Source organism: Bradyrhizobium macuxiense, assembly GCF_007993935.1.
GTDB classification, from domain to species: Bacteria; Pseudomonadota; Alphaproteobacteria; order Rhizobiales; family Xanthobacteraceae; genus Bradyrhizobium; species Bradyrhizobium macuxiense_A.
The window spans coordinates 117347-142917 of sequence record NZ_VITY01000018.1; the positions used below are offsets into that span (position 1 = coordinate 117347).

Here is a 25571-nt window from a genome sequence, read left to right on the forward strand (position 1 = left end):
CGCCGATGCCGACGCGGACATTTCTGATGGCCTGCGCGATCGTACTCATCGCGGTGATCGCCGGTGCACCCTTCGTGCTGAACGAGGGTTTCCTGCGGCTCGCGACCGAATGCCTGCTGCTGCTGACCATGGCGCAGATGTGGAACCTGCTGGCGGGCTACGCCGGGCTGGTGTCGCTCGGTCACCAGGTCTTCATCGCCTTCGGCGCCTATGCGCTGTTCCTGACCTCGGGCTGGCTCGAGGTCACGCCGATCTGGGTGCTGCCGGTCGCGCCGCTGGTGGCCGGCGCAGTCGCCGCGATCATCGCGTTTCCGCTGTTTCGTTTGCGCGACGCCTATTTCTCGATCGCGATGTGGGTGTTTGCCGAGATCATCGGCGCGTTCACGATGAAGTCGCAGGAGGTCGGCGGCACCTCGGGCATGCCGCTGGCGACAAGCAAGCTGATCGATTTCGACTGGTTCGAGCCGACGATGTTCTGGCTCGCCGGCGGCCTGACGCTCGTCACCATCGCGGCGCTGTACAAGATGATGACATCGAGCTTCGGGCTCGGGCTGATGAGCGTGCGCGACAACGATCTTGCCGCGATGAGCGTCGGCGTCGACGTCCGGCATAATCGCTTCATCGCCTTCGTGCTCTCGGCGGCGGGATGCGGGCTGGCCGGTGCGCTCAGCTTCATGGGCAATCTGTTCATCGCGCCGCTCGCGGCATTCGATGTCAACTGGTCGGTCTACATGATGTTCATCGTGATCATCGGCGGCATCGGGACGCTGGAAGGCCCGATCCTCGGCGTCATCATCTTCTTCGGTCTGCGCGAATTGATGACCGGGCCGCTCGGCCTGTCCGGCGGCTGGTATCTGGTCGGGCTCGGCATCATTGCCGTCGTTGTGATGATCGTGGCGCCGCGCGGCATCTGGCCGGCGCTGCGCGATCGCCTCGGCGTGCGGCTGCTCGATGTCCACCGTGCCGCACCGCGTCCGGCCACGGAGATCATCCTGCCGGACGCGTCGGAACGGGTTACCGGATGAAGCAGGCCTTCACGCCGTCACCATTGCTTGTATTCTGATAGTTCTGGCTTTGAGTGGAGGGCGTGATGGCTCTGATATTTCGGGGATACGGATGGGCGGTGGCGGGCCTGGTTGCGGCGACGATGGCGGCGCCGTTGCCGGCGCAGGCCGAGCGCAGGATGTGGCCGCAGGCGGCCGCGACGCACCCGATGGATGGGTTGACCACCGACGAGATCCGTTCGGTCTCCGAAATCCTCCGTGGCGCCGGCAAGCTCGACGATGCCGCGCGCGTCGTCTCGATGACTGTCGAGGAGGATCCCAAGGACGAGGTGCGGGCGTGGAAGTCCGGACAGCCCTTCGCACGCCGGGCGAACGCGACGCTGCTGAGCGGCGGGCATCTCTACGAAGCCCACATCGATCTCGCCGCGCGCAGCCTGGTCGGCTGGGACGAGGTCAGCGATCATGAAGCCGCGCTGACCATCGACGAATTGATGTCTGCAGGCGACCTGCCGAAGCAGGACCCGCGCTGGATCGCCGCGATGGCCAAGCGCGGCATCACCGATTTCCGCAACGTCATGTGCCTACCGCTGACGGTCGGGCCGGTGAGCGACCCGGCCATGAAAGGCCGCCGCCTGCTCAACGTGCCCTGTGTTGACACCACGGGCGCTGCCAACAATCTCTGGGGCAAGCCGATCGAGAATTTGGTGGCCCAGGTCGATCTCAAGAGCAAGACGGTGCTGTCGGTGACCGATCTCGGCGTGGTGCCGCCACCGCCGCAGTCGCCCTCGCACGCCTATGCCGACTCCGGAAAATACCGCAAGCCGCCGAAGCCGATCGAGATCACGGCGCCCGAGGGCAGCAACGTGAAAGTGGAGGGCGGCCAGGTCCGCTGGGACAATTGGTCGTTCCATGTCCGCCTCGAGCCGCGCGTCGGCGCGGTGCTGTCGCTGATCCGCTACGACGACCACGGCACGTTCCGCGACATCGCCTATCAGATCTCTGCGAGCGAGATGTTCGTGCCCTATATGGATCCGGCGCCGACCTGGTCGTTCCGCGCCTATATGGATATCGGCGAATACGGTTTTGGCGTGCTCTCCAGCGAATTGCAGCGTGGCATCGACTGTCCTGAAGGGGCGCATTTCCTCGACCTGACGATCTCGGACACCAAGGGCAATCCGGTCGTCGCCAAGGGCGCGGTCTGCATCTTCGAGCGTCCGACCGGCGATCCGATCTGGCGCCACAGCGAGCTGATCAACAACACCGCCGAGGTGCGGCCGAACAACGAGCTGGTGGTGCGGATGGCCCCGGTGGTCGGCAATTACGACTACCTCGTGGACTATGTGTTCGACCGTGCCGGCAATATCGACGTCCGGCTCGGCGCCTACGGCATTGACGCGACCAAGGGCGTGGCGAGCAAGACGTTGAGCGACCCGACCGCCGCGCAGGATACGGCCTATGGGACGCTGGTCGACGAGCGGCTGCTCGCGGTCAATCACGATCACTACATGACGTTCCGGATCGATATGGACGTCGACGGTACCTCGAACCGGCTGGTCGAGGATCGCTTCAGCGTCCGGCAGCTAGAGCAGGGCCAGCGCAAGAGCCTGTGGCAGGTCGACACCAAGCCGGTCGCCACCGAAGGCCCGGTCACCACGCCGCTGAGCGCCGCGCAGTTCAGGATCGAGAGTACGGGCAAGACCAACAAGCAGGGCTATCGGACGAGCTATCAGATCATGCCGGGCCATTCCGACGTCTCGCTGCTCGCCAAGGACGATCCGATTCAGCTACGCGCAGGCTTCAGCGCCTACACGCTCTGGACCTCGGCCTACGCCAGGGATGAGCGCTACGCCGCGGGCATGTATCCGAACGAAAACCCCGACGTCGACGGCCTGCCGAAATGGACCGCGGCGAAGCGGCCGATCGAGGACCGCGACCTCGTGCTGTGGTACACGGTCGGCTTCCGCCACGTGCCGCGCGCCGAGGATTGGCCTGTCATGCCCGGCCTGTGGCATGGCTTCCGGCTGCGGCCGTTCAACTTCTTCGATCGCAATCCCGCGCTCGACGTGCCGCCGATGGTGAATGCCAGGGAGAGCAAATGAGTGGTCGCGCGCATCGCCTGGGCGCGATGGCCGGCGCGCTGCTGGCGCTGTTGGCGGCGGCGCCCGCCGCGGCCATTTCGCCCGACAGCAGCGCTGACGATGCATCCTTGCTGTATCTGAGCAGCAGCGATTGGGAGCGCCAATCCGCGCCGCGCAAGGTCGCACTTGCTGAGGACTTCATGCGGATATTCTGCACCGATCAAAGGATGTCTGCGGCATCGCTGGCCGATTGCCTTGATCACGATAAGGCGGACGGCGCGCCATTTGAGCGCGCCATCGCGTGCGTCAGCGCGCGATGATCTTTGCGTAGCCCTATCCCCGTCATAGCGAGCGACGCGAAGCAATCCATCGGGCCGCTTGTGGGAGGCATGGATTGCATCGTCGCTTCAGCGCGTATCAGCCGGCCGCCGAGAGGCCGGCGTCGATCCCTTCGGCGATCGCCTTCACATCCAGTGAGGTGAGGATGAGGGGCGGGGACAGGATGAGGTTGTTGCCGGAGACGCGCAGCATCACGCCGGCCTCGTAGGCGCTATCTGCGACCTTCGCCATGGTCTTCTTGTCGGCGGGCTTCTTGCTGTCGCGATCGGCCACCAGCTCGAGCGCGGCCATCAAACCTTTGCCCCTGACGTCGCCGACCAGCAGATGCTTGGCCTTGAGCGCAGCCAGCGCCTGCGCAAGGTCTTTGCCGCGTGCGGCGGCATTCTCGTCGAGCTTGAGGCGGCGGGTCTCGGCGAGCGCCGCAATGCCCGCGGCGCAGCCGACCGGATGGCCCGAATAGGTGTAGCCATGGCCGATCGAGCCGAACGTCGTCGCATCAGCCTCGAAGGCTTCCGCGACCTGCTCGCCGATCAGCGTCGCGCCGAGTGGGAAATAGCCCGAGGTGATCGCCTTGGCCATCGTCATCATGTCGGGCTTCACGCCCCACAGCCGCGAGCCCGACCACGCGCCGGTGCGCCCGAAGCCGGTGACGACCTCGTCCGCGATCATCAGGATGCCGTGGCGGTCGCAGATTTCGCGCACGAGTGTCATGAAGCTGTCCGGCGGCACGATCACGCCGCCGGCGCCCAGCACCGGCTCCATGATGAAGGCGGCGATGGTGTCGCCGCCCTGGAAGGCGATCTCTTCCTCCATCGCAGCCGCGCAGAGCTGTGCGAGCTTTGCGGGATCGGTCTCGTTGAAGGGATTACGATAGGTCGACGGCGCCGGGATATGGAACACGCCGGGCAGCATCGGCTCATAGTTGCGGCGGAAATTGGCGTTGCCGTTGACGGAGGCGCCGCCGAAATGGGTGCCGTGATAGCCCTTCTTCAGCGCCAGGAATTTGGTGCGGTCGGCCTGGCCCTTGATCTTCCAGTATTGCCGCGCCAGCCGCAGCGCGGTCTCGACCGAGTCCGATCCGCCCGAGGTGAAGAAGGCGCGCACCATGCCCTCCGGCTTGAACCATTCGGTGAGCTCGTAGGCGAGCTCGATCGAGGGACCGGATGAGGTGCCGCGGAACCCCGAATAATACGGCAGCGCACTGAGCTGGTCTGCGATCGCCTGCTTGATCGGATCGCAGCTGTAGCCGAGGTTGACGTTCCACAGGCCGCCGACCGCATCGATCACGGTCTTGCCGTCGATGTCGGTGACATGAACGCCTTCGCCCTTCATCACGATCCGCGGCGGCTGCGCCCGCATCTCGGCGGGGTGGGCCATCGGGTGCCAGATCGGCTTGGCGTTGTTCTCAACCAGGAAGTTTCTGTCGCGCATGATCGCTCTCTGTCCGGCTGGAGCCTTTTCCGTTCCGATGGAATCGGAACGGGGTTCCAGCTTCTGGTTTTGGCGCGCTTTCTTCACGCGAACCGGTATCCACTTCGCTCGAAAACGCGTTACTCGAATTGCAGCCCGAAATGCCGCAGCGCCTCGCTGTAAGACGCGGCCGGGTTGCGCACGTCAAACAGCACCGTGCGCATGTTGCATGCGGCGGCGCCCGTGATGTTGCGGCGCTGGTCGTCGACGAAGACGCAATTGTCTGCCTCCAGCGCCAGTTCGTCCAGCACGCTTTGATAGGCGCGCGGGTCGGGTTTCAGGATCCCGGTATGGGTCGCATCGACGATGGTATCGAAGCGCTTGAGGATGGACAGCCGGCTGCGGAAATCCGCGCCATAGAACAGGTCGAGCTCGTTCGAGAGGATGGCGAGCCGGAATCCGGCGTCGGCGGCGAGGGTGATCGCGCGCGCCGCCTCGGGGCGGATCACGGTTTCGGGATCGGCGCCGCGCGCGCGTTTCACGAAGGTTTCCATGTCGCGCCAGTCCTCGCCGACCATGCGCCCGACCTCGCGGCTGCGGGTCAGCCAGTAGTCGCGTTCGGAAATCTCGCCGCGCTGCATCGCCGCCCACAGTGGATCGCTGTCGGTCGCGAACGGTCCGAGCCATTTCAGCGTGCACGGTGCGAGCCCGAGCGCGCGCTCGGTCAAATCATGGGTCTCGAACAGGGTCTTCGAGATCACGCCGCCGAAGTCGAGCACCAGCGCCTTGGCGAGCGGTCTCGTCATGCGGCGACCGTCGCGCGGCCGGGACGGATGATGCCGGCGGCGACCCAGCGGTCGAAGATGCCGAGCACGGTTTCATTGAACGTCGTGCTGTTGATGTGGTCCTTGATCTCGTGCAGTTCGACCGGCGGCTGGATCGCCGATCGCATCGCGTCGACGAAGGCTGTGAGGGCGTCGGGGTCGTGCAGCGCTTCACCCTCGCGGTCCCATTGCTGGATGCCGCCGCCGGGCAGTACGAAGGCGACCGGCGCACTGGCGCGGGCCAGTTTCTCGGCAATCGCGCCTGCGATCCTGCGGCGATCGGCTGCCCCCGACGTCGCCGACGCGAGCAGCCGGTTGTGCGCGTGGAACGGACGATCCGACAATTCGCTGGGAATCCCAAGCCACGCCGGGAAGTCCACCATGTCGATCGCGCCGGGAGCGACGATCTGCGGAATGCCTGCTTTGCCTGCATTCTCCAGCCGATCGGCGCCGGAATTGACCACCGAGCCGGTGAGCTGATTGGCGACTTCCTGCAGGCTGAGATCGAGCACGGCGGCGAAGCCGCCTTGCGCGGCGATCGACTCCATCGCGCGGCCGCCCATGCCGGTGGTGTGGAAGACGACCACCTCGTAGCCGCGCCGCTCGAGCTGAGGCTTCAGCTCGACCATGTAGCGCAGGCAGCTCTTGCCGAGCGAGGTGATCGCAACCACCGGCCGGTCCTTGCGAGGCTTGATCGCGCTCCGTGCCGCGCCGACGATCGCGCCGCAGGCTTGCGACAGCACCGCGGTGCAGGTGCCGTTGAGGCCGTAGAGGCCGCCGGCCCACAGGATCATCATCAGGTCGGCGGCGACGCGCTCGGGCGGGATCAGATGCGAGAATGCGACGGTCGAGACGATCAGCTTCGGCAGGCCGAGCGGCAGCGCCTGCGCGACGTCGAGCGCGAGGTCGGTGCCCATCGTGCCGCCGATCGCGATCACGCCGTCGATGGCTTCGCGCGCCGCGAGCTCGCGCGCCAGATTTGCGGCGCCAATCGCCATCAGCGACATCGCGGAGTTCTCGTCGCCGCTCGATGCAATCGCCGCGATCGTGGTTTGCGCGGCAGCCGCCACCGCGTGCTTGTCATGCGCCACCTGGTACGGCGGATCGCCGAGCACGCTGATGTCCATCATGATGGTTGTGCCGCCGGCGCGCGCGATGCACTCGCTCATGAACAGCAGTTCGTCGGCCTTGGTGTCTCCCGTTCCGATCAGGAGAATGCGGGGCTGCGTAATCTCAGGCATGACCTTGTCAGTGCTCGCCGGCAGGCGTGAATGATCGTGGGCGACTGGTTTGCACCGAGCGTGCAGAGCGTTCGGCCATCGTGCGATCACGCTATGAGGGGAGTAGCCGCCGTGACATCCACCTATCGGTTGATTGCTGCCAAGGCATTGATTTGGCGAGGATTGCGCCATGCCAGCGATCCTTACTCGGGATTAGCTTTCGTCACCGTCACAATGATCCCGCATGCAGCAAGCCCAGATCGATCTGTACCGATCCGCCGCAATTCCGGCCCAGCAGCTCTTCATCGGCGGCCGGCCTGCGCGGGCGGTCAGTGAAGCGCGGCTTGATGTGGTATCGCCGATCGACGGCCAGGTGCTGACGACCATCGCAGATGGCGATGCGGCCGATGTCGACCGTGCGGTGAAACAGGCGCGGCAGGCCTTCGAGCAGGGCAGCTGGTCGCGCGCGGCGCCCGCGCTCCGCAAGAAGGTGCTGCTGCGGTTCGCCGATCTCATCGAGCAGCACGCGCTCGAGATCGCGGTGCTCGGCGTACGCGACAACGGCACCGAGATCGGTATGGCCTACAAGGCCGAGCCGCTGTCGGCGGCGGGCACTGTCCGCTATTACGCCGAGGCGATCGACAAGGTGTATGGCGAGATCGCGCCGACCTCGGGTGATGTGCTCGGGCTGGTGCATCGCGAGCCGCTCGGCGTCGTCGGCGTCATCGTTCCGTGGAATTTCCCGCTGATGATCGGCGCCTGGAAGATCGCTCCTGCGCTTGCCGCCGGCAACTCGGTCGTGGTCAAGCCGCCGGAGCTGGCGTCGCTCACGCTGCTGCGGCTTGCCGAGCTTGCGAGCGAGGCGGGGCTGCCGGACGGCGTGCTCAACGTCGTCACCGGCCGAGGCGCATCGGCCGGCGAGGCGCTCGCGCTGCATATGGATGTCGATGTGCTCGCCTTCACCGGCTCGGGCGCGGTCGGTCGCCGCCTGCTGGAATGCTCGGCGCGGTCGAACCTGAAGCGGGTTCATCTCGAGCTCGGCGGCAAGTCGCCCAACATCGTGTTCGCCGATGTGCCCGACATCAAGCATGCGGCCAAGGTCTCTGCGAACGGCATCTTCCGCAACTCGGGCCAGGTCTGCGTCGCCGGCTCGCGGCTGCTGGTGCAGTCGCAGGTCTATGATCGCTTCATGGCCGAACTGCTCGATGCCACCGCCAAGCTCAGGGTTGGTGATCCCCTCGACCTGACTTCCGATGTCGGCGCGATTTCGAGCCAAGTGCAGCTGCGCAAGAACCTGGACGCGGTTGCCCGCGCGGAAGCGCAGGGTGCGAAGCGGCTGATCGGCGGCGAGCAGCTTCGCGCCGGGAGCGGCGGCAACTTCATGGCGCCTGCGATCCTCGCCGAGGTGACGCCGTCGATGGAGGTCTGGCGCGAGGAGGTGTTCGGCCCGGTGCTGGCAGTCACGCGGTTCGACGGCGAGGACGATGCGACTGCGCTCGCGAATGCAACGCCGTACGGACTTGCATCGGCGGTGTGGACCGGAAGCCTGTCGACAGCGCACCGCATGGTGCGCGCCATCAAGGCCGGCGTTGTGCACGTCAACGCCTATGGCGGCGCCGACATCACGGTGCCGCTCGGCGGCTTCAAGCAATCAGGCTTCGGACGCGACAGGTCGCTCCACGCCCTCGACGCCTATACCGACCTCAAGACCGCCTGGATCGCGCTATGACATCTTTGGCTGCCGCACGCACCGGCGTGCTGAACCGATTGCTCGATGCCGAGCAGGAACGCTTTCGTACCCTGCATCCGCGATCGGCTGCGGCGTGGCAGGAAGGCCGGCAGCACTATCTCTATGGCGGTCCGTCGCACTGGATGCGGCGCTGGGCCGGCGGTTTTCCGATCTATGCCGAGGAAGCGCAGGGCGCGCATATCCGGGATATCGACGGGCGCGACTATATCGATTTCTGCCTCGGCGATACCGGCGGAATGTGCGGGCACGCGCCCGAGGCGGTGACGGAAGCCGCGCTGGCACAGCTCAAGCGCGGCGCGACCATGATGCTGCCGACCGAGGACAGCATCTGGGTCGGCGCCGAGCTGTCGCGCCGCTTTGGTCCGAAATACTGGACACTGACGACGTCGGCGACCGATGCCAACCGCGCAGCGATCCGCATCTCGCGCATGATCACCGGCCGGCGCAAGGTGCTGGTGTTCTCCGGCTGCTATCATGGCGGCGTCGAGGAGGCGCATGTCGAGATCCGCGACGGCCGGGTCGGCCTGCGCAACATGATCCATCCCAACGGCATCGACCATGACGCCGTGAGCCGGGTGGTCGAATTCAACGATGTCGCGGCACTTGAAGCGGCGCTGGCGCAGGGCGACGTCGCCTGCGTGCTGACCGAGCCGCTGATGACGAATTTCGGCATGATCCCGGTCGATCCCGGTTTTCACAAGGCTCTGCGCGACCTGACCCGGCGCGCCGGCACCGTGCTGATCATCGACGAGACCCACACGCTGTCCTGCGGACCGGGCGGCTACACGGCGAGCCACGGGCTCGAGCCTGACATCTTCGTCGCGGGCAAGGCGATCGCGGGCGGCATTCCGGCGGGCGTATTCGGCCTCAGCGAGGAGATCGCCGAGCGGCTGTGGAAGCTCGTCCCGCACGTCAATCCGCGCGAGCGGCAGTCCGCGCATCTTGGCTTCGGCGGCACGCTCGCCGGCAACGCGCTGACGGTCGCCACCATGCGCGCGGTGCTGGAGCAAGTCCTGACCTCAGCGAATTACCAGCGGATGATCGGCACCGCGACCTCGCTCGCGCAGGAGGCGCGCCGGCTGATCGCGGCGGCCGGTCTGCCCTGGCACGTCACGCAGATCGGCGCGCGCGCCGAGATCATGTTCATGCCGCAGGCGCCGCGCAGCGGCGCCGACGTGATTGCAGGCCGTCAACCCGATCTCGAGATCTTGCTGCACGCGTTCTACATGAACGAGGGCATTCTGGTGACGCCATTCCATACCATGCTGCTGATGTGTCCGGCGACCTCGGCGCGGGACGTCGACAAGCACACCGCGGTGTTCGCGCAGTTCATCGATCTGCTGCGCGGAGCGGGAGCAATCTGATGCCGGCGCCTCCGTTCAATCTTGACGGCAGGGTCGCGATCGTCACCGGCGGCGGCAGGGGGATCGGCGCCGCGATCGTGAGGCGGCTCGCGCAGGCCGGCGCGACCGTGGTGATCGCCAACCGCACGCCTGATGTGGCCGAGGCGCTGGCGCGCGAATTGGCGGCGGATGGATGGACGGCACATTGCGTCCCGTTCGACAAGCTCGATCGTGGCAGCTTGCGTGCAATGGTTGACGATATCGCCGCCAGATGCGGCCGGCTCGATATCGTCGTGCACAATGCCGGCGGTTGTCCGTGGGCCCCACTGGAAGAACTCGACGAAGCCAAGCTCGACGAGACGTTGGCGCTGAACCTGAACGCCAGTATCTGGCTTGCACAGGCGGCGATTCCGCATATGCGCGCCAACAAGTTCGGACGCATCCTCGTGACGTCCTCGGTGTCCGCGCGCGTTGCGATGGGCGGCGGTGCGCATTACTCGGCGGCCAAGGCCGGCGCGAACGCGTTCATCCGCGGTGCCGCCTTCGAGCTCGCTCGCGACGGCATCACGGTCAACGGCGTCGAGGCCGGCTTCATCGAGAAGCCGGGCCGCGGCACCATGAGCGCGCCGGAGAACAAGGCGAGGCTCGAACGCTTCATTCCGATGGGACACATGGGGAGCGCCGACGACATCGCCTGCGCGATGCTCTATCTCGCGTCCGCTGAGGCCAGATACGTCACCGGGCAGACCATCGTCGTCGACGGCGGCTCGACCTTGCCGGAGACCGGGTTCGCCGTCGAACGGCAGTGGGGAGTCTAAATGGGCATGATCTCTTCGGAAAACCGGTTTCCACTTTTCCGGATCATGCTCTGATGCCGCGGCTGGACGGAAAGACCGCGCTGGTGACCGGCGCAGCCACCGGGATCGGCCAGGCCACCGCTGTGCTGCTGGCGTTGAGCGGCGCGCGGGTCGTGCTGTTTGGCTTGGGTGATGCCGAGCTTCAGGTCGCCGCTGCGGAGTGCGGCGGGCAGGCGGTCCATGGCGACGTCACGTGTCCGGACGACATTGCCAAAGCCGTCGCTGCGTGCGGCGCGTGGCTCGACATCGTCGTCAACGCCGCCGGCCTGATCGTGCCGGATCAGCCCGCCAGCGTCTCCGACGAGGTCTGGGCCAAAACGCTCGATGTGAACTTGACGGGGACCATGCGGGTCTGCCGGGCATCGTTGCCGCTGCTGCGGCAGCGCGGCGGCGCGATCGTCAACATCGCCTCGGTGGCCGCGTTCAACGCCAGCCCGGACAGCGCAAGCTACGCCGCCAGCAAGGCGGCCGTCGTCGCCTATACGCGTTCGCTGGCCTACGCCCACGGCGCCGATGGCGTCAGAGTCAATGCCGTCGCGCCCGGCTGGGTGCGGACGCCGATGAGCGCCTATGAAATGCAGCTGCTCGCGGACCAGAACGGCACCACCGCCGAGACCGAGTTTCGCGGCGTCGAACGGCGGATCGCTTTGGGACGGATGGCTGAGCCTGCCGAGATCGCGGCATGCTGCCTGTTCCTGGCCTCCGACGAAGCGTCGTTCGTGACGGGGGCGGTGCTGGTCGCGGACGGCGGTGGCCGCTCGCCGACGCAGAATCGCGCGGTCTAGAGCCGCGTTCCGATTAAAACGGAACGCGGCTCTAGATTTTTTCTGACGCGTTTTCTTGACGCGAACCGGGATCCACTTCGCTCGAAAACGCTCTGGAGCGGTCGATTGGTGTCGGAGTGTGGCCGCCGGCACCTTGATCAGGCCAGGTGGATTTGGCACTCTCGCGCCGTCACGTCATTCGATCGAGGGGCGTTATGAACAAGTCATTTTCTGTGATCATTGCGGCGGCCGCTTCCATCGTCGTCCTGTCGTCGACGGCCGCGCGATCCGGCGAGATCTATCCGTTTGGCGATCCGCCGTACCGGCTGGACTACGTGCAGGAGCCGCAGATTGAATCGGGCTGCTGGAAATGGAATTGGCAGCTGTACCAGTGGCAGGATTACTGCCCGGTCTATGTCCATCCGAAGGCGTATATGTTCTCGCGATCGTCGCGCGTCGTGCTCCGCACCAAGGGGTGAGGAGCAGCCCAGCGGCTTAGCTGCTCTGCGTCACGCCGATTGGATCGACGCAGAGCGCGCACTCATGAGTGCGCGATGGTGCAGGCCACCTGATGGTGCTTGCCGAAGTTGAGCAGCGCGTTTTCCCGGAAGCCGTCCAGCCAGATGCCGCGGCCCGCGTAGCGATAGCCGACGCCCATCGGAACGTGCCGCACATGGATGCCGCCACGGCCGGTGAGCAGGGAGGCCGTGACCACCTCGCCCTCGACCGACACGGCGCGCGGGCACAGCGGATACTGATGGCCGTTCTCGCAGGTGAACACGATCTCGGTGCAGGTGCCGACCGGTGCCTTCGTGACCAGGCCGAGATCCGCGGCCGCCGCCGTCCCGGAAGTGCCCGAGAGTGCTGCACCCAAAGCCAAAATGCCGGCGACCATGTAGCCAATTCGAATACGCATCAGTGCCCCCTCGTGCAGCGATAGGCTAAGTAATTGAGGAAAAATAACTCGCGCTAAATGAGCAAAAAAAGGCTCCAAGGTCAAACCTGCGGCAGAGGTAGACACAGGGTTCGAGCGCCGGGTGTTGCAAGTTTGCTGCAGTGGAACGGAATTAGGTTGACGGCAGTCCTGCTGCGACAACGTGCCTTTACTGGCCACAATTGGCCTGCAAGTGGTGAGGGGTGCTTGAGTCGTTTCGTGGGACTGCTTCGAGAGCCTGACCGGATCGCAACGCGAACGGGTTCGGACGAACGTCGGGGGTGGGAATGAACTTCCGTGGTGCCATTGCAGGTTCGCTGCTGACCTTGATGATTGTCTCCGCGTCGTCGCTGACGGCGCATGCACAGGCACCATTTCCTCAACCGGCGAGCGGCCGGGACACGGCGGCTCAGCCCGCTCAGGACACTCATTCCTTCTCTGGTCCCAGCTTTCGCAAGGGCCTGTGGCGCTTCATCCGAACGCTCGACGTCGTCAGGACTGCGAACAAGAATTTCAAGTATCGGGTGGTCAACGCGGAGACGACGCGCTGCGTCGACCCGACCTTCGCCATGAAGGCCACCTTCTCGCCAGAACCGATCGGAAGCTGCGTCTCGGACAAGCCGGAAAAGGTCGGCAATCGCTACACCTTCGGGCATCGGTGCGATTACATGGGCACGGTCAGCACCGTCATCACGGTACGCAGCGACGAGGCCTATACCGAGCTCAACGAGGTCAGCACCGGAGAGAATCCGAGGACCGACACGGTCGTCGCGACCAGGATCGGCGACTGCGACGACGGGGGTGCCGCCAACTCCGAAAAGTCAGCTCCGGCGCGTTTGCAGCACTAGGTTGGCGATCAGCCAGAAAGGCTAGTCGGCGAGCTTGCCAGGATCAGCTCCTGGGGCGCTGAGGAATGGGCCGCGATTCGCGGCGGGCCCGGACCAGGCTCTTTCGTGGGGCTTCGATCCGACAGCCGAGAACCTCAACCAAAAAGGGCCAGTATTTACTCGACCTTAACGCGAAGTGTTCTGGAATGAAGTGAGGTTTGGCGTGCTTCAAGTGAAGTCACGCGATGCGCATCGTGCAGCCGATAAGGATTCATCAAATGACTTCGCGTGAGGGCTTCGGGCAGTCGAGGGTCTTCGCCTGCGCGCTTGGCGCCGTGATCGCGCTTTCCGTGTCCTTGCTCGCTTCCCACGGCGCCGTGGCCGAGGAGAGCTTCAGCGGGCCGACCTTCCGGAAAGGGATGTGGCGGTTCGTGCGGACGCTGGAGCTCGTGTCGCCCACGAATGTCCGGCAAAAGCTGCTTGAGCGCGAGATGCTGCGCTGTGTCGACCCGACCCAGGCGATGAAGGCGACGTTCTCGTCGCCGTCGATCGGAAACTGCCATTCCTCAAGGCCGGAGAAGGTGAATAACAGGTACGTCTTCTCCAACCGCTGCGACTACATGGGGCCGGTCAGCACCGTCATCACGGTGCTGAGCGACGAGGCCTATACCGAGGTCAATGAAGTCCATGGCCAGGCGCCGCGGACGGACCGGGTGGTCGCTCGCCGGATCAGCGATTGTCACGAGGAGCGGGCACAGCTTGGCCAGCCGGCCGCCGCACCGACCGAGGCCTCGCATGATCTGGAGCAGGAGACGGCCGAGGGCGAGCCGCTCTAGGGCGGCGTTCAGGCCCGGCGCGGCTTTGTGCCGATGCACCCGTTAAATCGGCGGGGCCAAGATCGCCTGCGGCGCCGTCAGATCTTCTGCTGGCCGCCGGGCCCGCTGACCTTGACGGTGATCTTCTGAATCTCGGTGCGGCCGCCCTGGTACTTGACCTCGATGGTCAAGACATCGTCGCCGAGGAATTCGGGCGGCGCCTTGTAGAAGGCGACATAGGCGGGCACCTCGAGCGCCAGGCAGGCCTTGTAATTGGTCGCTTTGGCCTTCGCTGACTTCACCACAACCTTGCCGGCAGTAGGTGGACTGACCAGCCGGATGGTCGGCAGCGGCCCCGACGTGCAATCAGGCAATACGTTGAGGTAAATGCCGATTTGGGTGTCCCGGTTGGCGAGCGCCCGATACTGGCGTTCGACCGTGGTCTCGGAGGGGACTGGTTGTTGTGGGGCTTGCGCGGCCGCCGCACCGAAAGAGCCGCAAATCAAAACGGCGGCACACGCCTGAAGAATCACACGCATCGACCGCTCCAAATCGCCGATCAGGACGAGCAGGGCCGGGCAAATACTGCCTTTCGACCAAGTTAAACGGGCTAAGCCGTTGTTCTTGCAGCCCCGACCTGTCCGATCTTTACCACACTTCCACGGAAAGCATTGATTAACCAAATACATTCCTTGACCGGGGGGAGGGTTAACAATAGCCTAAAACTAAATTTTTCTACAACTTTTCCTCTAATCGCATTTTGCGGAGTTGATAATGCAGGGTTCGTTTCAGGTCGCTCAGGCTACCGGCACCGGCAATTCTTCCACCAATTCAGCTCCCGTACGAGTTTACAAGCTGACCAAGCCGCTGACCGATCAGGCAGTGGTCGTCAATCTCGGATACGACCAGAAGGCGAAGGTCGACTTTTCGTCGATCGCCAACGAAAAGATCACGCTGGTTCATATCGGCGAAAAGCTGATCATCCTGTTCGACAACCAGTCGACCGTCACGGTTGAGCCGTTCTTCGACTCCCGTGCGGACGGCATCACCATCGAGATGGCGCCTGGTCGCGACGTCTCGGTGCAGGAATTTGCAAGCCTGTTTCCGATCGGCACGGATGGCTCCGTGTTGCCGGCGGCCGACAACGGCGGCAACTCGAACGGCAACGCGCAGGCGAGCGGCGCGAATTTCAGTCCGTTCGCGGTTGATCCGCTGGATCCCGTGCCCACCAACGTGCTGGCTGGACCGGAGGGACTGCCGGGTTCTAATGACACGGGCCCGACCGGTACCACGCTTCCGCAGGGCTCGACACCTGCCAAACCCACCATCTCGCTCGGCGTCGCGCCGGACCTCGCGGTGGATGAGAGCTTCCTGACTGTTGCGACCAACGGCATCGCCGGCTCCGGGCTTGGACCGGCAGGTGCGACCGTGGCGACCGGGCTGATGCCGTTCACCATCACGGCGCCCGGTGGCGAGAAGTCGGTGGCGTTCGCGCTGTCGATCAGCGCGCAAGGCGTTGACTCCGGCCTGATCGATTCGCAGACCGGCAATCACGTGTTCCTGTTCCAGGAGAACGGACAGATCGTCGGCCGGGAAGGCGGCCAGAATGGCCTCGCTGACTTCACGATCTCGGTTGATGCCACCGGCCACATCACGCTGACCGATCTTCGCTCGATGCACGAGGGCACCGGCGAGGTTGGCGGTGACATCAATGAAGGCGTGCATCTGCCGGCCGGGATGGTGACGCTGACGGCGACGGTGACCGACGTCTTCAACCAGACGGGCACCGCGACCGCCGATGTCGGTCCGCATCTGACCTTCCTCGACGACGGCCCGGCGATCTCGCTGAGCGGGACGGCGAGCTCGCTGAACACTTTCGAGGCCTATCTGTCGGCCGCGACCAATGCCGGCATCAACGGCTCGACGCCGGATGCGTCGCCGACGCAGGGGCATGCGCTCGACACCGAGAGCTTTGCCCATGCGTTCACGATCGTGACCGGCGCCGACGGCGCCACCACGGCCTATGCGCTGGGCATCGCAGCCAACGGCACCGCGACCAATCTGATCGACAGCGCCTCCGGTCTCGGCGTGGTGCTCGACCAGAGCGGCAACACGATTTCCGGCTATGTCGCCGGCCATGAGGGCCAGGCGGCCTGGCTGGTGTTCACGCTGTCGGTGAACACCGCAACCGGCGACGTGACGCTGACGCAGGATCGCGCGGTGCACGAGAACATCGCCTCGAGCCCGGACACCGGTGAAGGCATCAGCCTGACCGGCGGCCTGGTGACGCTGACGGCGACCGTGACCGACAATGACGGCGACAGCGCGAGCCAGAAGCTCGACCTGAGCACCCATGTCACGTTCCATGACGATGGTCCGTCGATCTCGCTGAGCGGGACGGTTGGTTCGCTGAACACCTTCGAGGCCTATCTGTCGGCCGCGACCAATGCGGGTGTCAACGGCTCGACGCCGGACGCAGTGCCGACTCAGGGCCATGCGCTGGATACCGAAAGCTTCGCCGGTGCGTTCACGGTTGTGACCGGCGCTGACAACGCGACCACGGCGTACACGCTGAGCATTGCCGGCAACGGTACGGCGACCAACCTGATCGACAGCAACTCTGGTCTCGGCGTTGTGCTCGACCAGACCGGCAACACGATCTCTGGTTATGTGACCGGGCATGAAGGTGACGCCGCCTGGCTGGTGTTCACACTGACGGTGAACACGGCGACCGGCGACGTGACCTTGACGCAGGATCGCGCGGTGCACGAGAACACGGCGTCGAGCCCGGATACCGGCGAAGGCATCGGCCTGAACGAAGGTCTGGTGACGCTGACGGCGACGGTCACCGACAAGGACGGCGACAGCGCCGCCCAGAAGCTCGACCTCAGCTCGCATGTCACCTTCCACGATGATGGCCCGTCGATCGCGCTGACCGGAAAAATTGGCTCGCTGAACACCTTTGAGGCGTATCTGTCGGCGGCGACCAACGCGGGCGTCGACGGTTCGACGCCGGATGCGGTGCCGACCCAGGGGCATGCGCTCGACACCGAGAGCTTTGCCGGCGCGTTCACGGTGGTGACCGGCGCCGACAATGCGACCACCGCCTATGCGCTGAGCATCGCGGCCAACGGCACCGCGACCAATCTGATCGACAGCGCCTCCGGCCTTGCCGTCGTGCTCGACCAGAGCGGCAACACGGTCTCCGGCTATGTGACCGGCCATGAAGGTGACGCCGCCTGGCTGGTGTTCACACTGGCGGTCAACACCGCGACGGGTGACGTGACGCTGACGCAGGATCGCGCGGTCCACGAGCTCACCGCATCCAGCCCGGACACCGGCGAAGGCGTCAGCCTGACCGGCGGCCTGGTGACGCTGACCGCGACCGTGACCGACAACGACGGCGACAGCGCGAGCCAGAAGCTCGACCTCAGCTCGCATGTGACGTTCCATGACGATGGTCCGTCGATCACGCTGAGCGGGAACGTCAATTCGCTGAACACCTTCGAGGCCTATCTGTCGGCGGCGACCAACGCGGGCGTTGACGGCTCGACGCCGGATGCGGTGCCGACCCAGGGCCATGCGCTTGATACCGAGAGCTTCGCCGGCGCGTTCACGGTGGTGACTGGCGCCGACGGCGCGACCACGGCGTACACGCTGAGCATTGCCGGCAACGGCACGGCGACCAATCTGATCGACAGTGCCTCCGGTCTCGGCGTGGTGCTGGATCAGACCGGCAACACCGTGTCCGGCTACGTGACCGGTCATGAAGGTGACGCGGCGTGGCTGGTGTTCACGCTGGCGGTGAACACCGCGACCGGCGACGTGACCTTGACGCAGGACCGCGCGGTCCACGAGCTCACTGCCTCGAGCCCGGACACCGGCGAGGGCATCAGCCTGACTGGTGGCCTGGTGACGCTGACCGCGACGGTCACCGACAAGGACGGTGACAGCGCCGCCCAGAACCTCGACCTCAGCTCGCATGTCACATTCCACGACGATGGTCCGTCGATCACGCTGAGCGGCAACGTCAACTCGCTGAACACCTTTGAAGCCTATCTGTCGGCTGCGACCAATGCCGGCATCGACGGCTCGACGCCGGATGCGGTGCCGACCCAGGGCCATGCGCTCGATACCGAGAGCTTCGCCGGTGCATTCACGGTTGTGACGGGCGCCGACAATGCGACCACGGCATACACGCTGAGCATTGCCGGCAACGGCACGGCAACCAACCTGATCGACAGCGCCTCCGGTCTTGGCGTCGTGCTGGACCAGACCGGCAACACGATCTCCGGCTATGTGACCGGCCATGAAGGCGACGCCGCCTGGCTGGTGTTCACGCTGGCGGTGAACACCGCGACCGGCGACGTGACGCTGACGCAGGATCGCGCGGTCCACGAGCTCACCGCCTCCAGCCCGGACACGGCCGAAGGCATCAGCCTGTCCAATGGCCTGGTGACGCTGACCGCGACGGTCACCGACAAGGACGGCGACAGCGCCGCGCAGAACCTCGACCTCAGCTCGCATGTCACGTTCCACGACGATGGTCCGTCGGTGACGCTGAGCGGCAACGTCAACTCGCTGAACACCTTCGAGGCCTATCTGTCGGCCGCGACCAACGCGGGCATCAACGGCTCGACGCCGGATGCAGTGCCGACCCAGGGCCATGCGCTCGACACCGAAAGCTTCGCCGGTGCGTTCACGGTGGTCACCGGCGCCGACAATGCGACGACGGCCTATGCGCTGAGCATCTCGGCCAACGGGGTCCCGACCAATCTGATCGACAGCGCCTCCGGCCTTGCCGTCGTGCTCGATCAGACCGGCAACACGATCTCCGGCTATGTGACCGGTCATGAAAATGACGCGGCGTGGCTGGTGTTCACGCTGTCCGTCAACACCGCAACCGGCGACGTGACGCTGACCCAGGACCGCGCGGTGCATGAGCTCACCGCCTCGAGCCCGGACACCGGCGAAGGCATCAGCCTGACCGGCGGCCTGGTGACGCTGACCGCGACGGTCACCGACAAGGATGGCGACAGCGCCGCCCAGAACCTCGACCTCAGCAGCCACGTCACGTTCCATGACGACGGCCCGTCAATTGGATTGAGCGGCCGAGTTGGTTCGCTGAACACCTTTGAGGCATACCTCTCGGCCTCGACCAACGCCGGCATCAACGGCTCGACGCCGGATGCGGTGCCGACGCAAGGGCATGCGCTCGACACCGAGAGCTTCGCCGGTGCGTTCACGGTGGTGACCGGCGCCGACAATGCGACGACGGCCTATGCGCTGAGCATCTCGGCCAACGGGGTCCCGACCAATCTGATCGACAGCGCCTCCGGCCTTGCCGTCGTGCTCGATCAGACCGGCAACACGATCTCCGGCTATGTGACCGGTCATGAAAATGACGCCGCCTGGCTGGTGTTCACACTGTCGGTGAACACCGCGACCGGCGACGTGACCTTGACGCAGGACCGCGCGGTGCACGAGCTCACCGCCTCGAGCCCGGACACCGGCGAGGGCATCAGCCTGACCGGCGGCCTGGTGACGCTGACCGCGACGGTCACCGACAAGGACGGCGACAGCGCCGCGCAGAACCTCGACCTCAGCAGCCACGTCACGTTCCACGACGACGGTCCGTCGATCTCGCTGAGCGGGAATGTCAACTCCCTGAACACCTATGAGGCCTATCTGTCGGCTGCGACCAATGCCGGCATCAACGGTTCGACGCCGGACGCAGTGCCGACCCAGGGCCATGCGCTCGACACCGAGAGCTTCGCCGGTGCGTTCACGGTGGTGACCGGCGCCGACAATGCGACGACGGCCTATGCGCTGAGCATCTCGGCCAACGGGGTCCCGACCAATCTGATCGACAGCGCCTCCGGCCTTGCCGTCGTGCTCGATCAGACCGGCAACACGATCTCCGGCTATGTGACCGGTCATGAAAATGACGCGGCGTGGCTGGTGTTCACGCTGTCCGTCAACACCGCAACCGGCGATGTGACCTTGACGCAGGACCGCGCGGTGCATGAGCTCACCGCCTCGAGCCCGGATACCGGCGAAGGCATCAGCCTGACCGGCGGCCTGGTGACGCTGACCGCGACGGTGACCGACAAGGACGGCGACAGCGCCGCCCAGAATCTCGACCTCAGCAGCCACGTCACGTTCCATGACGACGGCCCGTCGATCTCGCTGAGCGGCAATGTCAACTCCCTGAACACCTACGAGGCATACCTCTCGGCTGCGACCAATGCCGGCATCAATGGCTCGACGCCGGACGCAGTGCCGACCCAGGGCCATGCGCTCGATACCGAGAGCTTTGCCGGCGCGTTCACGGTTGTGACCGGTGCCGACAATGCGACCACGGCCTATGCGCTGAGCATCGCGGCCAATGGCACCCCGACCAACCTGATCGACAGCGCCTCTGGTCTTGCCGTCGTGCTCGACCAGACCGGCAACACGATCTCCGGCTATGTGACCGGTCATGAGGGCGACGCCGCCTGGCTGGTATTCACGCTGGCGGTGAACACCGCGACCGGTGACGTGACCTTGACGCAGGATCGCGCGGTGCATGAGCTCACCGCCTCGAGCCCGGACACCGGCGAGGGCATCAGCCTGACCGGCGGCCTGGTGACGCTGACCGCGACGGTGACCGACAAGGACGGCGACAGCGCCGCCCAGAAGCTCGATCTCAGCAGCCACGTCACGTTCCACGACGACGGTCCGTCGATCTCGCTGAGCGGGAACGTCAACTCCCTGAACACCTTTGAGGCCTATCTGTCGGCTGCGACCAACGCCGGCATCAATGGCTCGACGCCGGATGCGGTGCCGACGCAAGGGCATACGCTCGACAAGGAGAGCTTCGCCGGCGCGTTCACGGTGGTGACCGGCGCCGACAATGCGACGACGGCCTATGCGCTGAGCATCTCGGCCAATGGCACCCCGACCAACCTGATCGACAGTGCATCCGGCCTCGCGGTCGTGCTGGATCAGACCGGCAACACGATCTCCGGCTATGTGACCGGTCATGAAAATGACGCGGCGTGGCTGGTGTTCACGCTGGCAGTCAACACCGCAACCGGCGACGTGACCTTGACGCAGGATCGTGCGGTGCACGAACTCACCGCGTCGAGCCCGGATACCGGCGAGGGCATCAGCCTGACCGGCGGCCTGGTGACGCTGACCGCGACTGTGACTGACAAGGACGGTGACAGCGCCGCCCAGAACCTCGACCTCAGCTCGCATGTCACGTTCCACGACGACGGTCCGTCGATCTCGCTGAGCGGACGCGTCGGTTCGCTGAACACCTTTGAAGCCTATCTGTCGGCTTCGACCAATGCGGGCGTCAACGGTTCGACGCCGGACGCGGTGCCGACCCAGGGTCATACGCTCGACAAGGAGAGCTTCGCCGGCGCGTTCACGGTGGTGACCGGCGCCGATAATGCGACCACGGCCTATGCGCTGAGCATCGCGGCCAATGGCACCCCGACCAACCTGATCGACAGTGCCTCCGGCCTCGCGGTCGTGCTCGACCAGAGCGGCAACACGGTGTCCGGCTATGTGACCGGCCATGACAACGATGCGGCGTGGCTGGTGTTCACCTTGACGGTCAACACTGCGACCGGTGACGTGACCTTGACGCAGGATCGTGCGGTGCACGAACTCACCGCCTCCAGCCCGGACACCGGCGAAGGCATCAGCCTGACCGGCGGTCTGGTGACGCTGACCGCGACGGTCACCGACAAGGACGGCGACAGCGCCAGCCAGAACCTTGATCTGAGCACGCACGTCACGTTCCACGACGACGGCCCGTCGATCTCGCTGAGCGGCAACGTCAACTCGCTGAACACCTTCGAAGCCTATCTGTCGGCTTCGACCAATGCCGGCGTCAACGGCTCGACGCCGGATGCGGTGCCGACCCAGGGGCATGCGCTGGACAAGGAGAGCTTTGCCGGCGCGTTCACGGTGGTGACCGGCGCCGACAATGCGACCACGGCCTATGCGTTGAGCATCTCGGGCAACGGGGTCGCGACCAACCTGATCGACAGCGCCTCCGGCCTTGCCGTGGTGCTCGACCAGAGCGGCAACACGGTCTCCGGCTATGTGACCGGCCATGAAGGTGACGCGGCGTGGCTGGTGTTCACGCTGGCGGTCAACACCGCGACCGGTGACGTGACGCTGACGCAGGATCGCGCGGTGCACGAGCTCACTGCCTCGAGCCCGGACACCGGCGAGGGCATCAGCCTGACCGGCGGCCTGGTGACGCTGACGGCGACGGTGACCGATAAGGACGGTGACAGCGCCGCGCAGAACCTCGACCTCAGCACCCACGTCACGTTCCATGATGATGGTCCGTCGATTTCGCTGAGCGGCAACGTCAACTCGCTGAACACCTTCGAAGCCTATCTGTCGGCTGCGACCAATGCCGGCATCAACGGCTCGACGCCGGATGCGGTGCCGACGCAAGGGCATGCGCTCGATACCGAGAGCTTCGCCGGTGCGTTCTCGGTGGTGACCGGCGCCGATGGCGCAACCACGGCGTACACGCTGGGCATCTCGGGCAACGGGGTCGCGACCAATCTGATCGACAGCGCCTCCGGTCTCGGCGTGGTGCTCGACCAGACCGGCAATACGGTGTCCGGCTATGTGGCCGGCCATGAGGGCCAGGCGGCGTGGCTGGTGTTCACGCTGACGGTCAACACGGCGACCGGCAGTGTGACGCTGACACAGGACCGCGCGGTCCACGAGCTCACCGCCTCCAGCCCGGACACCGGCGAAGGCATCAGCCTGACCGGCGGCCTGGTGACGCTGACGGCGACGGTGACCGACAAGGACGGCGACAGCGCCGCCCAGAACCTCGACCTGAGCACGCACGTCACGTTCCACGATGATGGCCCGTCGATCTCGCTGAGCGGCAACGTCAACTCCCTGAACACCTTTGAGGCCTATCTGTCGGCTGCGACCAATGCCGGCATCAACGGCTCCACGCCGGATGCGGTGCCGACGCAGGGGCACGCTCTCGACACCGAGAGCTTCGCCGGCGCGTTCACGGTGGTGACCGGCGCCGATGGCGCAATCACGGCGTACACGCTGGGCATCTCGGGCAACGGGGTCGCGACCAACCTGATCGACAGCGCCTCCGGTCTTGGTGTCGTGCTCGATCAGACCGGCAACACGATCTCCGGCTATGTGGCCGGCCATGAAAATCAGGCCGCCTGGCTGGTGTTCACGCTGTCGGTCAACACCGCGACCGGCAGTGTGACGCTGACGCAGGATCGCGCGGTGCACGAGAACACGGCGTCGAGCCCGGATACCGGCGAAGGCATCAGCCTGACTGGTGGCCTGGTGACGCTGACCGCGACGGTCACCGACAAGGACGGCGACAGCGCCGCCCAGAACCTTGATCTGAGCAGCCACATCACGTTCCACGACGACGGTCCGTCGATCAAGCTGAGCGGGACGGTTGCGTCGCTGAACACCTACGAAGCGTACCTCTCGGCTGCGACCAATGCCGGCATCAACGGCTCGACGCCGGACGCGGCGCCGACCCAGGGCCATACGCTCGACAAGGAGAGCTTCGCGGGCGCGTTCACGGTGGTGACCGGTGCCGACGGCGCGACCACGGCCTATGCGCTGAGCATCGCGAACAACGGTATCGCGACCAACCTGATCGACAGCGCGTCCGGTCTTGGCGTCGTGCTCGACCAGACCGGCAACACGGTGTCCGGCTATGTGGCCGGCCATGACAACCAGGCGGCGTGGCTGGTGTTCACGCTCGCGGTCGACCCGGCGACGGGCAACGTGACGCTGACACAGGACCGCGCGGTGCATGAGAACACCGCGTCGAGCCCGGATACCGGCGAAGGCATCAGCCTGACCGGTGGTCTGGTGACGCTGACAGCGACGGTCACCGACAAGGACGGCGACAGCGCCAGCCAGAACCTCGACCTCAGCACGCATGTCACGTTCCACGACGACGGTCCGTCCTGGACGTCGGCAGAACACGGCGTGCTTGCCAATCAGGCAGGCTTCAGCGTCACGGGAGATCTGCAATATATAACGGGCGCGGACGGTCTTGCGTCCCTGTACTTCACGGGCGTATCCCTGGATCCGCTACATCCGACAGCAACGACGATCCAGGCGGGTGGATTTGCGGTTTCGGAATATGTCGATGCAAGCGGCGTCCTGCATGGCGTTGCCAATGGGGCGGACGTCTTTACCGTAACCCTCAATTCGGCAACATCGACCTACTCGTTCGATCTCTTGCATACCCTCGATGCGTATACGTCGCTGTCCGTCAATCCGGCCAATCTGGGTGGTTCCGGACCGGTTGTGTATGCCACATTGGCAGACACCACCGGCAATCCCGTAACCAATTTGACGGGCTACCACACAACCGGATTGTTCAATGTCAATAGCTGGCTCAACGAGACCCACGACACGCTGACGTCTCTCCAGGTGACCCAGGATTTCGTCAACGCAAGTGCGTCGGGCGAAGGCGTCAGCAGCAACAACTTCAATACCGGCGATTTCATGCGGTTTGATTTTGGGGCTGTCGGCGATAACAGCAACCTCGATCATTGGACTTACGGCGCAGCGCCTGGTGCTGTTTCCGTTGCAACGGGAAATCAGATCACATTCACCGTCAACCCCATCGGTGGTACGGCAATCATCGACTATGTCGTGCACAGCCTCGACGGCACGGTGACCCACGGCGTCTATGATTCGTCGGTCAATGGAACCACTCTTACGGCCAACGGACACGGAAATATCGACTACGTGGAATTGTATGAGCTTTCCGGCAAGTCAAAGATCCTGTTGTCCGGAATTACGGAGCTCGTCAACAATGGTCAAACTGACGTCCCCTTTACCGTGGGTGTAAAGGACGGCGACGGAGACACGACTTCGGGCTCGTTTGATGTCAACGTCAATGGCGCAACGACCCTTACGGGCACTGCTGGAAATGACGTCATCGTCGCCGGAGCAAGCGCTGAAACGCTGACTGGTAATGGTGGGAACGACAAGTTCGTCCTCAATCTCTCCGCCCACTTTACCATCAGTGATTTCAACAGCGGCGACTTGGTCCTTCTCGACGTGCCCGGTCTAAGCCTCCCGGCAGGAACTTCAAATCCGCTCCCGGCGAACCAGTTCACGTCATCGGCCGCGACTGGTGCAGACCAGAACGCCGCGTCTGCCTGGAACGAAAGCGCCAGCACCAACAAGTTCTTCTTCAATAATACGACGCATGAGCTCTGGTACTCGGCAAATGGCACCGGCTCCGACAAGGTGGACCTCGCCCATCTGAGCACCGGCGTGCCGGCGGCCGCGAACATTCATATTTACTAGGCCAGGCTTGCGGCAAAAACGAAAATCCGCGGAGGCGACTCCGCGGATTTTTTTATTCGATCT

The 25571-nt window shown here is 64.9% G+C and carries 16 protein-coding genes; 11 read left to right on the plus strand and 5 right to left on the minus strand.

Going from position 1 to position 25571, the window contains the following annotated elements; genetic code table 11:
* Positions 1 to 5: 5 nt before the first annotated feature.
* From FBZ93_RS35350 to FBZ93_RS35360, 3 genes are all read left to right on the plus strand, one after another.
* On the plus strand, positions 6 to 1025 hold the full coding sequence (locus tag FBZ93_RS35350) for a branched-chain amino acid ABC transporter permease (RefSeq protein ID WP_246667777.1): 1020 nt from the start codon (positions 6 to 8) through the stop codon (positions 1023 to 1025).
* Between the two features lie 65 nt (positions 1026 to 1090).
* Entirely contained in the window at positions 1091 to 3103 is a 2013-nt protein-coding gene (locus tag FBZ93_RS35355; RefSeq protein ID WP_146992028.1) for a tyramine oxidase, read from the plus strand.
* Complete coding sequence (locus tag FBZ93_RS35360) at positions 3100 to 3402, plus strand: hypothetical protein (RefSeq protein ID WP_146992029.1); 303 nt, start codon at positions 3100 to 3102, stop codon at positions 3400 to 3402. The genes FBZ93_RS35355 and FBZ93_RS35360 overlap by 4 nt, the downstream gene beginning before the upstream one ends.
* Before the next feature lie 97 nt (positions 3403 to 3499).
* Here the strand turns inward: FBZ93_RS35360 and FBZ93_RS35365 are convergent, their stop codons facing one another.
* The 3 genes from FBZ93_RS35365 to FBZ93_RS35375 form a co-directional block, all read right to left on the minus strand.
* Positions 3500 to 4852 (minus strand): aminotransferase class III-fold pyridoxal phosphate-dependent enzyme, encoded by a 1353-nt coding sequence (locus FBZ93_RS35365; protein WP_146992030.1) that lies wholly within the window; start codon positions 4850 to 4852, stop codon positions 3500 to 3502.
* Between the two features lie 119 nt (positions 4853 to 4971).
* Positions 4972 to 5637, minus strand: coding sequence for an HAD family hydrolase (locus FBZ93_RS35370; RefSeq protein WP_146992031.1), 666 nt, complete (start codon positions 5635 to 5637; stop codon positions 4972 to 4974).
* On the minus strand, positions 5634 to 6896 hold the full coding sequence (locus tag FBZ93_RS35375; RefSeq protein WP_146992032.1) for a Tm-1-like ATP-binding domain-containing protein: 1263 nt from the start codon (positions 6894 to 6896) through the stop codon (positions 5634 to 5636). Before FBZ93_RS35375 ends, FBZ93_RS35370 begins: the two co-directional genes overlap by 4 nt.
* A gap of 223 nt (positions 6897 to 7119) precedes the next feature.
* On the opposite strand from FBZ93_RS35375, the gene FBZ93_RS35380 reads away from it, so the two are divergent.
* The 5 genes from FBZ93_RS35380 (at position 7120) to FBZ93_RS35400 (ending at position 12068) form a co-directional block, all read left to right on the plus strand.
* Complete coding sequence (locus FBZ93_RS35380; protein ID WP_146992033.1) at positions 7120 to 8604, plus strand: aldehyde dehydrogenase; 1485 nt, start codon at positions 7120 to 7122, stop codon at positions 8602 to 8604.
* A complete protein-coding gene (locus FBZ93_RS35385) occupies positions 8601 to 9989 on the plus strand; it encodes a transaminase (RefSeq protein WP_146992034.1) in 1389 nt (462 codons plus the stop codon). The genes FBZ93_RS35380 and FBZ93_RS35385 overlap by 4 nt, the downstream gene beginning before the upstream one ends.
* Positions 9989 to 10786, plus strand: a complete 798-nt coding sequence (locus FBZ93_RS35390; RefSeq protein WP_146992035.1) for an SDR family oxidoreductase — start codon at positions 9989 to 9991, stop codon at positions 10784 to 10786. Before FBZ93_RS35385 ends, FBZ93_RS35390 begins: the two co-directional genes overlap by 1 nt.
* A 53-nt stretch (positions 10787 to 10839) precedes the next feature.
* The gene (locus FBZ93_RS35395) at positions 10840 to 11610 is read left to right on the plus strand and encodes an SDR family NAD(P)-dependent oxidoreductase (RefSeq protein ID WP_146992036.1); all 771 of its coding nucleotides are present in this window, start codon (positions 10840 to 10842) and stop codon (positions 11608 to 11610) included.
* Positions 11611 to 11804: 194 nt separating this feature from the next.
* The gene (locus FBZ93_RS35400) at positions 11805 to 12068 is read left to right on the plus strand and encodes a hypothetical protein (protein ID WP_146992037.1); all 264 of its coding nucleotides are present in this window, start codon (positions 11805 to 11807) and stop codon (positions 12066 to 12068) included.
* 62 nt (positions 12069 to 12130) lie between these two features.
* Here the strand turns inward: FBZ93_RS35400 and FBZ93_RS35405 are convergent, their stop codons facing one another.
* Positions 12131 to 12505, minus strand: coding sequence for a hypothetical protein (locus FBZ93_RS35405; RefSeq protein ID WP_146992038.1), 375 nt, complete (start codon positions 12503 to 12505; stop codon positions 12131 to 12133).
* Positions 12506 to 12804: 299 nt separating this feature from the next.
* On the opposite strand from FBZ93_RS35405, the gene FBZ93_RS35410 reads away from it, so the two are divergent.
* Together FBZ93_RS35410 and FBZ93_RS35415 are read left to right on the plus strand one after the other, a co-directional pair.
* On the plus strand, positions 12805 to 13371 hold the full coding sequence (locus FBZ93_RS35410) for a DUF3617 family protein (protein WP_167529361.1): 567 nt from the start codon (positions 12805 to 12807) through the stop codon (positions 13369 to 13371).
* A gap of 224 nt (positions 13372 to 13595) precedes the next feature.
* Entirely contained in the window at positions 13596 to 14186 is a 591-nt protein-coding gene (locus FBZ93_RS35415; protein ID WP_246667778.1) for a DUF3617 domain-containing protein, read from the plus strand.
* Positions 14187 to 14263: 77 nt separating this feature from the next.
* On the opposite strand, the gene FBZ93_RS41520 is transcribed toward FBZ93_RS35415, so the two are convergent.
* The gene (locus FBZ93_RS41520; protein WP_246667779.1) at positions 14264 to 14704 is read right to left on the minus strand and encodes a hypothetical protein; all 441 of its coding nucleotides are present in this window, start codon (positions 14702 to 14704) and stop codon (positions 14264 to 14266) included.
* A 235-nt stretch (positions 14705 to 14939) separates the two neighbouring features.
* Here FBZ93_RS41520 and FBZ93_RS35425 point away from each other — a divergent pair, with 235 nt between their 5' ends.
* On the plus strand, positions 14940 to 25508 hold the full coding sequence (locus tag FBZ93_RS35425; RefSeq protein WP_146992040.1) for a DUF5801 repeats-in-toxin domain-containing protein: 10569 nt from the start codon (positions 14940 to 14942) through the stop codon (positions 25506 to 25508).
* The last annotated feature ends 63 nt before the right edge of the window (positions 25509 to 25571 follow it).